Annotated in this window: 10 protein-coding genes; 2 read left to right on the top strand and 8 right to left on the bottom strand. The window is 66.3% G+C overall.

What is annotated here, in order from left to right; genetic code table 11:
- Positions 1-80 precede the first annotated feature (80 nt).
- Together DVDV_RS10910 and DVDV_RS10905 are read right to left on the bottom strand one after the other, a co-directional pair.
- Entirely contained in the window at positions 81-926 is an 846-nt protein-coding gene (locus DVDV_RS10910; RefSeq protein WP_075354696.1) for an AraC family transcriptional regulator, read from the bottom strand.
- A gap of 164 nt (positions 927-1,090) precedes the next feature.
- Complete coding sequence (locus DVDV_RS10905) at positions 1,091-1,483, bottom strand: cupin domain-containing protein (RefSeq protein ID WP_075354698.1); 393 nt, start codon at positions 1,481-1,483, stop codon at positions 1,091-1,093.
- A 151-nt stretch (positions 1,484-1,634) separates the two neighbouring features.
- Here DVDV_RS10905 and DVDV_RS10900 point away from each other — a divergent pair, with 151 nt between their 5' ends.
- Positions 1,635-2,096 carry an HPP family protein gene (locus tag DVDV_RS10900; protein WP_075354695.1) on the top strand — a complete coding sequence of 154 codons (462 nt, stop codon included), beginning with the start codon at positions 1,635-1,637 and terminating at the stop codon, positions 2,094-2,096.
- A gap of 12 nt (positions 2,097-2,108) precedes the next feature.
- Positions 2,109-2,294 carry a hypothetical protein gene (locus DVDV_RS10895; protein ID WP_075354694.1) on the top strand — a complete coding sequence of 62 codons (186 nt, stop codon included), beginning with the start codon at positions 2,109-2,111 and terminating at the stop codon, positions 2,292-2,294.
- Between the two features lie 324 nt (positions 2,295-2,618).
- Here DVDV_RS10895 and DVDV_RS10890 read toward each other — a convergent pair whose 3' ends face one another.
- The 6 genes from DVDV_RS10890 to DVDV_RS10865 all read right to left on the bottom strand — a co-directional run bounded on the left by DVDV_RS10890 (position 2,619) and on the right by DVDV_RS10865 (position 10,071).
- Complete coding sequence (locus DVDV_RS10890) at positions 2,619-3,353, bottom strand: ATPase involved in DNA repair-like protein (RefSeq protein ID WP_075354693.1); 735 nt, start codon at positions 3,351-3,353, stop codon at positions 2,619-2,621.
- A gap of 17 nt (positions 3,354-3,370) precedes the next feature.
- A complete protein-coding gene (locus tag DVDV_RS10885) occupies positions 3,371-3,682 on the bottom strand; it encodes a hypothetical protein (RefSeq protein ID WP_075354692.1) in 312 nt (103 codons plus the stop codon).
- Positions 3,672-4,625, bottom strand: coding sequence for a metallophosphoesterase (locus tag DVDV_RS10880; RefSeq protein ID WP_075354691.1), 954 nt, complete (start codon positions 4,623-4,625; stop codon positions 3,672-3,674). Before DVDV_RS10880 ends, DVDV_RS10885 begins: the two co-directional genes overlap by 11 nt.
- Entirely contained in the window at positions 4,622-6,109 is a 1,488-nt protein-coding gene (locus DVDV_RS23790) for an AAA family ATPase (protein ID WP_075354690.1), read from the bottom strand. The genes DVDV_RS10880 and DVDV_RS23790 overlap by 4 nt, the downstream gene beginning before the upstream one ends.
- Positions 6,110-6,118: 9 nt before the next feature.
- Complete coding sequence (locus tag DVDV_RS10870) at positions 6,119-8,338, bottom strand: bifunctional (p)ppGpp synthetase/guanosine-3',5'-bis(diphosphate) 3'-pyrophosphohydrolase (RefSeq protein ID WP_075354689.1); 2,220 nt, start codon at positions 8,336-8,338, stop codon at positions 6,119-6,121.
- Positions 8,339-8,412: 74 nt separating this feature from the next.
- Entirely contained in the window at positions 8,413-10,071 is a 1,659-nt protein-coding gene (locus DVDV_RS10865) for a peptide-binding protein (protein ID WP_075354688.1), read from the bottom strand.
- Positions 10,072-10,237: the final 166 nt, after the last annotated feature.

The following is a 10,237-nucleotide window of genomic DNA, read 5'->3' as shown; positions in this document are numbered from 1 at the left end:
ACCCCTGCAACGGGAAAAGCTGTAAAGGGGCAGGCGTCACCTCCCTGGCTGCTTGCCTTCCAGGAGGGATTCCAAAGGGGTCACCCCTTTGGCCGCCGGAGGCATCTTCTGCCTTTATCCCCAGCCGCAGGCTCTTCCCGTATCCCCTCGCTATACCCCCCCGGGGGCACGCCCATGCGTTGCCGGAAGTGGCGGGTCAGGTGGCTTTGGTCGTAAAATCCGGCGGCCAGGGCAGCCTCGGCCAGCGCTTCGCCGCCGGCAATGCGCGAGGCGGCCAGCCGGACCCGGCGGCCAAGCAGGTACTGGCCGACCGGCATCCCCACATCGCGCGCAAAGACCCGCTCCAGGTACGTCTCCCCGACCCCGGCCAGCCGGGCCAGGGCAGACAGGCTGTGGGCCGCGGCCGGATCGGCATCCATGGCCGCTCTGGCCCGCACCGTGGCCGGATGGGGCGGCGGGGCAAGGCCCGGTTTGAGGCCTAGGCCGGCGGCCAAAGCGGCCAGCGTCTCCAGTATCCGGCCCGCGTCGTCCCCTTCCCCGGCCAGGAGGCCGGCCAGCCGGCGCACCAACGCGGCCGCACCCCTGTCCTGCCACGGGCGCACCCAGACTTCCGGCGCACCGACCGCCACCCCGGCCTCAAGCAACGCTTCGGGCCGGATGGCCAGGGCCAGATAGGCGTGTCCGGCGACGTCGAGCGGCGAACAGGCATGGCGTACCCCGGCCGGCACCACAAACCCCTGCCCGGCCTCGATGCGCCACTGGCCGCCTCCGGACACGATGCGCCGGCCGCCGGCCAGACACAGCCCCACCACCATGGCCGCATGGGCATGGGCCACAATGTCGGCGGCCACGCCAAGCCCGGCCACGGCCTCAAGCCCCGGCACAGCCGGATGGCGGACGACGGTGAGGACAGGCGTTTCGGCCATGATCGTTTCCTTTCCCCGGTCCGCCGCCGACCGGATTGCCACACAACGCCAAGAACCCCTTTACACACTTCTTCCCGGTGGGTTTCCAAAGGGGTCACCCCTTTGGCCGCCGGAGGCACTCCCCCCGCCTTCCCACTCCTCCTCCACCTCCCACGCCCTCATACCTACAGCAGCGCCGGGAAGAACTTGGCGTAGAGGGTGAGGCCCTCGGGGCCGGCCGTGACCTCGTGGGCCACGCCCCGGGGAATGACGGCGGCCACACCCGGGCGGTAGTCGGCCTGTGTGCCGTTTAGCGCCGCCGTTCCCGAGCCGCCCACCACCTCATGGAGTTCCCATTGCCCGTCATGGACGTGGCTGGCAAGGCTGGCTCCGGGCAACAGGCGCACAATATGACAGCTCAGCGCCCCGTCGGTGTCGGCGGCGGTGACCAGATGGCGCAACGCCACCCCGGCAAAGGCCGGGTGGTCTTTCCAGGGGATGTCGCCGGCCTGGCGGCTGCCGGTCGTGGTGTGGATGCTGCGGCCTGTTGCCAACACGGTCTGCGGATTTGTGTCCATGGATTCCTCCGATGTTTCGGGCACCATGGCCGGGCGGCCGGGAAAATTCTTGTACGATCCTGCCCTATTCTCGCCTTTAATGCCTTTACGGGCAGAACGGGCGGTGCTATGTTTTTCGTACTTTTTTTCACAAACGACACCCGAGGCCCCCATGCAAATCGCCGACATCATGCGCACGACGCTTATCAAAGTTCGCCCGGAAGCGCCGGTCGGCCACGTGCTCATCTGGTACGGCGGCATGACCCACGTGTTCCGCAATACCTACGTGGTGGACCACTGCGACCGGCTGCTCGGGGTGGTGACCATCCACACGTTTCTCTCCACCATCGTCTCGACGGAGATCACGGCCCAGGCCAAGGCCGGGCTGCTCGACGGCCGCGAGGAACTGCTCGACGCCCTGCGCCACAACATGGCCGCCATTTCCGATACGCCGGTCGGCGACATCATGGACTCGGACTACCCCTTTGCCCACCCCGAAGACCTGTTCGTCATGGCCAACGAGCTGATTGTGGAACGGGGCATCCCGGCCGTGCCGGTCATCGATCCCAACGGCGTCCTGGTCGGCGAGATCAGCCGCCGCATGATCCTGCAATTTCTCGTCAAAAACATGTAGGGAGTACGAAGTATGCGCGCGGTTGTTTGTTGCGCGGTCCTGGCCGCCCTGTTGGCCGGTTCACTGTTTGCCGTGGCCCGGGCTGTGCCGGCTGCGGCCTTTACGGCCTACAGCGACGAACTGGCCGCGTCGCCGCAAAATTGCCTGGGCTGCGGCTGCCCGGCCTGCCCGAGCTGCAACTGCATCAGTTGCGGGTGATGCGAGGGGAGAATGAAAGGAGAAAAGAGTGCCTCCGGCGGCCAAAGGGACTGACACCCTTTGGAATCCCACCCGGGGCAGGTTGGATTTGACCGGGCGCGTTGCCAAGTCACCGGGCGGAAGGGAGCCCGGAAAGGCGGGAAGAGGTCCCTGGTCGGAGAGCATGCACACCGTTTTTAATTTTTCCCATTGCAGGGGTCCGGGGGGATCATCCCCCCGGCCGCCGGAGGCACTCTTCGACTCCTTCGCCCCACCTCATCTCCCTTCATTCCACCTCGTCTCACCTCATCTCCCCCACCGTATCTCCCTTCACGCATCCCCGGCCTATTCGCCGCCCGGGGTGGTCTGGGCTTCGGCTTGCGGGGCCGACAGATCGACTGCGCCGGCGGCTGTGCGATCGGCCAGGATGGTCAGGGTTGGTCCGTTTTCCCGCCCCGGACGCAGGCCGAACACGCGCCGGGCCTCCAGGGCAAAGAGATCGACCGGATGGTGGCTGATGTAGAGCACCTGGATGCCGAGCCGGTCGGCGATGGCGGCAATGAGGCGCACGAAACCGGGCACAAGGTCCGGGCGCAGCCAGCAGTCCTGCTCGTCGAGCACCAGAAAGGGCCTGTGGCGGTCGGGGTCGAGCTGGGAAAGGGCGACCAGGCGCAGTCCGACGGACAGGATGTTGCAGACCGACCCGCCCTGGCCGACGTAGATATCTTCGGTCCTGCCGTCCTGCTCCATCTCGAATTCGATGACGAGCTTGCCGTTTTTGATCTCGCGCCGGGTGACGACCGTGCGATTTTGGCCGAGGATTTCGCGCACGGCGTGTGTCAGGTCGGTTTCGATCTCGTCGAGCACCTCGCCGAAAAGCTCCCGGGTGAGGTCTTCCAGGCGTGCGGCCGCCTGGGGGGCGAGGTCGAGAAAGGCCTCGGCGGCCAGGAGCTGGCGGCGCGACTCGATATAGGCCTCGGCCTTGGCCGAGGCCTGCCCGGAGAGCCGGTCGAGGCGGCGCGTCAGGGTTTGGCGCTCCTCGGCCAGAGCAGCCAGCTCTGGCGAAGCTTCAAGCGGCATACGCACCACCCCAAAAATCAGCCGGCAAAATCCTGCTCCACGGCGTCGAGGTCGCGCCTGACCGCCGCGATGTGCTCGCGGTATTCGGCGACCAGACGGGCGTTTTCCTGGCGCTTTTCTTCCAGAAGCCGGGCGAGGGCCTCGGGATCGGCCGTGCCGTAGTCGGCGCGGGCCTTGGCTTCCAGTTCGGCCAGCTGGGTCTGCTGGTGGCGCAAATCCTGTTCGGTGCGCACCTTGTCGTCCCGTAAACGCTCATAGGCGGTCTTGAGGCCGGCCAGTTCGCGTTCCAGGCTGGCGTCGGCGTCGGCGGCAACAACCTTACTCGGCATCGGCATGATCGGTGACCTCGCGGTACAGCTCCCAGATGAGGGCGGATTCCGGGTGCTCGGGGTTGAGGTTGGCGCGCAGGAATTCATGCAGCCCCGCCCCCTCGCGGGTGCGCTTCCAGGCCAGCCGGGCCAGCCCTTCGAGAAAGCGCGACTGGACCTCGGCCGGGGCGCTGTCTTCGGGCGGGAACTCCTGGTCCGGGAACACCTCGGCAAAGGGGCGGTAGGGCACGGTCCAGTGTTCGATGTCCGCTGCTCCGGGCCGCCAGACGGCAGCGGCCGGCACGCGCGTCATGGCGCTGCGGCTAAATTTGAGCCGGGTCACGTTGCCGGGGTTGGCCCAGCGGGTGCAGCCGGCCGCAACCGTCGGCTGGGGCCGGTGGATATGGCCGTTAATAAGCCAGGTCAGACCCGGAATTTCCCGGATCTTCACGTGCTTGTCCAGGAAATCCGGGAACCCGACATTGTGGTGGGTGAGCCACACGCTCTCCTCGCCGGGTGCCGTGTCCACCGAGAGCGGCAGGGACGCGCCGTCCGGGGACGCGCCGACAAGGGCCGGGCCGGTCGGCGTGTCCAGGCGCAGAAACAAACCGGGTTCGTCCAGAACCTCGCACACTCCGGCGGCGCGCAACACGGCCAGCGAGGTGTCGGCCGTGAACCGGGCCTGATATTTGTCGTGGTTGCCAACCAGCACGTACGGATGATGGTCCCGGAAAAGTTCGATGAGCGCCACCATGACCACGTTGGGATTCTCGCGCGGCCAGTGGAACAGGTCGCCCAACACCACCGGCACGAGATCGGCGGCGGCGGCATGGTCCAGGCAGGCGGCCAGCTTGGCCAGGATGTCGTCCATGTAGGAGTCGAGCCGCTGCATGGGCGGCGTGGCCGCCACATGGGGATCGGGGATAAGGAGCAGGCCGCTGGCCCGACGCACCGGCAGGGTCATGACTCCTCCGAGGGCGGCGGCGGCTGGTGGCTGTGGCCGCCGCCCAGAAAGGCTTCGGCCGACAGTTCGCCGCCGCACAAGGGACAGGCTCCAAGGGCGGCCAGACGCCGGGCCACGCCCTCGGCAAAGGCCGCCACGGCCTGTTCCCTGGCGGCCAGGGCAGCGCTTGTTGCGGCCACAGCAGCCCTGGCCTCGGCCAGGGTCCGCACCAGTTCGGCCAGGGGGCGCACATCGGCGACGTCCGGCGGCGGGGCCAGGGCGGCCTGCACGGCCTGCCGACGGCTCAGGGCGGCAACGGCGGCCCGGCCCTGGGTGACCGCCCGCACCAGCGCCCCAAGGACGGCCACGTCCGCGGTCTGCGGCGGTTCGTCCAGGGCGGCCAGGACCGCATGGCGGCGTTCCCGAACGGCCAGGGCGGCCTGCCTCTCGGCCAGACGCGCAAGCAACGCACCCAGTCCCCTGGCATCGGCCATTGGCGGCGGCTCGTCGAGCCGGGCCAGGGCCACGGACCGGCCGGCACAGCGGCCGACCGCCTGCCCGACCCGGACCAGGGCGGCCAGCCGGGCGGCCAGGGTTGCGGTGTCAGCCAGGACCGGCGGCAGGGCCAGGGGGGCCAGGGCGCGTTCCCGGCCGGTTGTCCGGCGAAGGCTCCAGACCAGTTCGGCCTGCCGGGCGGTCAGGGCCACAAGCTGTCCGGTCGGGGCCAGGACCGGCGGCGGAGCCAGCCCGTCAAGGGTGCGCCCGGTGCGCAAAAGGACGGCGATGCGCCCGGCCACCTGCCCGCGCCCGGCCAGCAGCCGTTCCAGCCCGCAAGCATCGGCCTCCCGGCCGGCAACAGCGGCCTCCAGCCCGGCCGCCGCTTCCAGGCGCAGTTCCAACTCCGGCAGGGGGGCAAGCCGCCCTAAGCTGGCGGCGATGGCGGCCAGCCCCTTTTCCAGGCGTTTTTTCTCGGTCTTGGTCTTGCGGCTGCGTTCGGTCAGCCGGGCCTGCATGGCGATCAGATGGGCCGCTTCGGTGGAGGCGGCAAAAAAGCCGGCCACCACGGTACCGGGTTCGTTTAGGAGAAACACCGGTTCGCGCTGGTTGCCGATATGGACATCCACGCTCACCTCGCCGTCGCCGCCGAGAAGCACCGGCCCCAGGCGCAGCAGCCGGCGCACCTCCTCGGGCACGGCCCGGCCGAACTTGGCAAAGACTTCCGGCTCGTCCACCCCGGGCCGGCGCACTTCATAGAGGGCGTATTTCGGCCGGCGCACCCAGGTGACCGTCACCCCGTCCTCAAGCTCGGCCTCCACCCGGGCCTCGGCAGCGCCGTGGCGGATGACGTGGCGGGGCACGGGATTTTCCGACAGGCAGCGCAGGGCCTCGACCACGGCGGATTTACCGGTGTTGTTGGGGCCGGTCAGCACATTGAGGCCCGGCGCAAAGGCAAACTCAGTGTGCCCGTGGGCCATGAAATCGGTCAGGGTGAGCCGGGTGATCATGGGGCCAACTCAGTCCATAATGCCGGGTTCGCTGGTGTTGGTCCCAAGTTCGTCGGAAACGGCGTGGCGCTTGACGTCGATGACGGCGTCCAGGCGGCGCAGGCGTTCGATGGTGCGGTAGAGGTGGCCGGAGTCGCGGACCTCGATGCGGAAGGTGAGCTGGGTGGTGCCGTCCACATTGGAGTGGATGGCCCCGGAATCGATATTGACGCCTTCCTCGGCCAGCTGGTTGGAAATCTTGCTGAGCACGCCCTTCTCGTTCTTGGCCAGAATCGACAGGCCGGCCGGATACGGCTGTTCCTTCTCGCCTTCCCAGCTGACCTGGATGAGCCGCTCGGATTCGAGGTTGCGCACGTTGGGACAGTCGTGGGTGTGGACCACCATGCCGCGTCCCCGGGAGATATAGCCCACGATGGCGTCGCCGGGCACCGGGTTGCAGCACTGGGCCAGCCGCACCAGCACGTTGTCCACGCCCTGGATGCGCACGCCCTCTCCGGGCTTGCCCTTGGGCACATGCCCGGATTCCGGGGTCGGGGGATGCTGCTCGGCAACCCTGGCGGCGGCGGCTTCGGGCTCTTCGCCCTCGCGCTTGGGCATGAGCCGGACAATGATCTTTTTGGGGGTAATGCGCGAATAGCCGACGGCCGAGAGCACGTCCTCGACGCTGCCCATGGACAGGTCGCGGGCCACGGTCAGCATGGAGCCGTCCTTGATGGCCTTTAAGACGTTGACCCCGTCCTTTCTCCCCTGCTTTTCCAGCATCTCGCGGCCAAGGGCAATGGAGTGGACCCGTTCCTCGGTGCGGATGAAATGCTTGACGCGCATCCGCGCCTTGGCCGTCTTGACGAATTTGAGCCAGTCGCGGTTGGGCCGGCGGTTCTTGTCGGTGATGATCTCGACGGTGTCGCCGTTTTTAAGCGGCGTATCGAGCGGCACCAGCTTGCCGTTGACCTTGGCTCCGGCGCAGTGCTCGCCGATAGCGGTGTGGATGAGAAAGGCCAGATCCACGGCGGTGGCCCCTTCGGGCAGCTCCTTGACGTCGCCCTTGGGGGTGAAGACGTAGACCTCGTCCTGGAAGAGATCAAAGCGCAGGTTGGTGACGAACTCGCGCGAGTCGGTCAGCTCCCGCTGCCAGTCCATGATCTGGCGCAGCCACTGGAAGCGCTCCACATCGCGGGGGTTGAACTTGCCCTTCTCCCGTTCCTTGTACTTCCAGTGGGCGGCCACGCCTTCTTCGGCCAGCCGGTGCATCTCCTCGGTGCGGATCTGGATTTCGATGCGCTCGCCGCCAGGGCCCACCACCGTGGTGTGCAGGCTCTGGTACATGTTGGCCTTGGGCATGGAGATGTAGTCTTTAAACCGCCCCGGAACCGGCTTCCACAGGGAGTGGACCAGCCCGAGCACATGGTAGCATTCGCGAATCGTCTCCACCACCACCCGGAAGGCCACCAGATCGTGGACCTGATCGATGGTCAGCTCCTGGACGCGCATCTTGTTGTAGACGCTCCAGAGATGCTTGCGCCGGCCAAAGACCCGGGCCTTGATGTTGTTGGGTTCGAGCAGGCCGTTTATGTAGGCGATGACCCGGTCGATATAGGTTTCGTCCAGGGTGTGGTGGGTCTCGACCCCTTCCACCAACTGGTTGTAGATGTCGGGCTTTAGGTAGCGGAAACTCCAGTCCTCAAGCTCGGTCTTGATGCGATGCAGCCCCAGCCGGTTGGCCAGCGGGGCGTAGATGTCCATGGTTTCCTGGGCGATGATCGAGCGCTTGTGGGGCTTTTGGAACTCCAGCGTGCGCATGTTGTGCAGCCGGTCGGCCAGCTTGACCAGCACCACCCGGATGTCCTCGGCCATGGCCAGGATCATCTTGCGGATGTTTTCGGCTTGCGCCTCTTCCTTGGTCTCAAAGGGGATGAGGCTGATCTTGGTCACGCCGTCAACGATGTCGGCCACTTCCTCGCCAAAGAGTTCCTCGATCTCGTCCACCGTGGCCTTGGTGTCCTCGACGGTGTCGTGGAGCAGGCCCGAGGCGATGGAGGCGGCGTCGAGGCGCATGTCGGCCAGGATGCCGGCGGCTTCCAGGGGATGGGACAGGTAGGGTTCGCCGGAAAGGCGCACCTGCCCGGCATGGGCAGCGGCCGAAAACACGTAGGCCTTGGTGATAAGCGCTTGGTCCTGCTCATTTAAGTACAGGGCGGTTTTATCGAGAATTTCGTTGATGCGGATCATGATTGTCCCGGCCTCGTGCCCGGGTGGCGGCCGTGAATGGCGGGCGCGTCCGGGGATGGACGCGCCCGCGGGTGTTACTGTTCCAGACGAAACGTCTGCTTGTCGCGGGGAATCCACCATTTGGTGAAGTTGTAGCTGATGCCGGCCGGGGCCACGGCCACATTCTGGATGCGCGCGGTCAGGATGGGCAGGCTGTAGGGGGCAAAAAGGAAGAGGTAGGGCTGGTCCTGGTGCAGGCGCTCCTGGAAGGCGTCATAGACCACCTTGCGCTCGGCCTGATCCACGGTGCGCCGGCCGCGCTCCAGCAGGGCGTCGGCTTCGGGGTTTTTATAGCCCACGAAATTAAGCCCCCCGGGCACGGCCCGGCTCGAGTGCCAGACGTCGTAGTTGTCCGGGTCCTGGGCCACGCTCCAGGCCAGGATGACGGCGTCGAAATTGCCTTTGTCCACGAATTCCTTGAGAAACGAAGCCCACTCCACGGTGCGGATCTCGACCTTGATGCCGATGGCGGCCAGTTCGCTCTGGATGATGGTGGCGGCCTTGATGCGCGCCTCGTTGCCCTGGTTGGTGAGGAGCGTAAAGGAAAAGGGCCGGCCGGATGCATCCTCGATGATGCCGTCCCCGTTTCGGTCCTGCCAGCCGGCTTCGGCCAGCAGGGCCTTGGCCTTGTCCGGATCGAAGGAATAGTCCGTGATGGCGGTGTTGTAGACCCAGGTGCCGGGCTTGTAGGGGCCGATGGTGGGCATGCCAAGGCCCAGGAGCGCCCCTTTTATGATGTCTTCCTTGTTGACGGCATGGGCCAGGGCCCGGCGCACCCGGACGTCGGTGAAAAACGGGCTTTTGAGGTTGTAGCCCAGGTAGGTGTAGCCAAAGGACAGGTATTTGAACTTCTGCCAGTCGGCTTCCCAGGTCGGGCCGGTGGTCTGGTAGAGGTACTGCTGCGGGGTGAGCCCCATCATGTCCAGATTGCCGGCCTTGAGTTCCAGAAACATGGTCGAGGTGTCCGGGATGATGCGATAGAGGACCTGATCGATGTAGGCCCGGCCCTCGAAATAGTCGGGATTGGCATTGAGCGTCAGGCTGCGGCCGGGTTCCCAGCCGGCCAGGACGTAGGGGCCGGCCCCGACGGGCTCCCGGGCGTACTTGGTCGTCATCAGATCCTGGCCGGCCAGGACGTGCTTGGGCAGAATCGACCCGGCCCAGGTGACCAGCGCCCGGGCAAAGGGCTCGGCGTAGCGCACCTCGAAAGAATATTTGCCGGTCACGGTGAAGCTCGTGACCGCCTTGTAGTCCTCGGCATAGGCCGTGGGCGTTTTGGGGTCGATCATGAGCTTGTAGGTGAATTCCACGTCCTCGGCTGTGAGCTCGGCGCCGTCGGTCCAGCGGATATTCGGGCGCAGCCAGAATTTGAGCAGCTTGCCGTCTTCGAGCACTTCATAGCGCTCGGCCGCGAAACATTCGAGTTTGATGTCCTTGTCGTAGCGCAGCGGCGAGACATAGAGCAGGTCGGCCACCTCATGGGAGGCGGAATCCGAGGCCAGGGGCGGGATCAGGTTGGAGGGTTCGCCGATGGTGGCCATGACGATGCGTCCGCCCGAAACCGGCTCGCCAGGAGCCTTGGCCGGGGCCGCAGCCGAAGCCGGGGGGGCCTTGTCCGCGTCCCGGGGCGGGCTGTCGCAACCGCCAAGGAGGAGCAGGACAAGGACAAAAAATGCTGCGTGCGCCAGACGCATAGTTCTCCTTTTCGCTTGCAACGCCCGCCCGAAACAACGTATTGGAACGGATGCGCAAAGCCTTGTGCAGCTAAAATATATACGGGGACTGCCAAAAATCAAAGCGCTTTTTCCCGGACCTGGCGGCGGCGGCCGGGTGAATGCCCCGCCGACAATATTTCCGTTC

Source organism: Desulfovibrio sp. DV (assembly GCF_001936595.1).
Classification (GTDB): Bacteria; Desulfobacterota; Desulfovibrionia; order Desulfovibrionales; family Desulfovibrionaceae; genus Solidesulfovibrio.
Note: the sequence above shows the minus strand (reverse complement) of the source record. Positions and strands in the feature narration are given on the sequence as shown.

Coding starts and splice junctions, on each gene's coding strand:
- DVDV_RS10910 (WP_075354696.1), bottom strand. CDS start 926: ATGGCCGAAACGCCTGTCCTCACCGTCGTCCGCCATCCGGCTGTGCCG.
- DVDV_RS10905 (WP_075354698.1), bottom strand. CDS start 1,483: ATGGACACAAATCCGCAGACCGTGTTGGCAACAGGCCGCAGCATCCAC.
- DVDV_RS10900 (WP_075354695.1), top strand. CDS start 1,635: ATGCAAATCGCCGACATCATGCGCACGACGCTTATCAAAGTTCGCCCG.
- DVDV_RS10895 (WP_075354694.1), top strand. CDS start 2,109: ATGCGCGCGGTTGTTTGTTGCGCGGTCCTGGCCGCCCTGTTGGCCGGT.
- DVDV_RS10890 (WP_075354693.1), bottom strand. CDS start 3,353: ATGCCGCTTGAAGCTTCGCCAGAGCTGGCTGCTCTGGCCGAGGAGCGC.
- DVDV_RS10885 (WP_075354692.1), bottom strand. CDS start 3,682: ATGCCGAGTAAGGTTGTTGCCGCCGACGCCGACGCCAGCCTGGAACGC.
- DVDV_RS10880 (WP_075354691.1), bottom strand. CDS start 4,625: ATGACCCTGCCGGTGCGTCGGGCCAGCGGCCTGCTCCTTATCCCCGAT.
- DVDV_RS23790 (WP_075354690.1), bottom strand. CDS start 6,109: ATGATCACCCGGCTCACCCTGACCGATTTCATGGCCCACGGGCACACT.
- DVDV_RS10870 (WP_075354689.1), bottom strand. CDS start 8,338: ATGATCCGCATCAACGAAATTCTCGATAAAACCGCCCTGTACTTAAAT.
- DVDV_RS10865 (WP_075354688.1), bottom strand. CDS start 10,071: ATGCGTCTGGCGCACGCAGCATTTTTTGTCCTTGTCCTGCTCCTCCTT.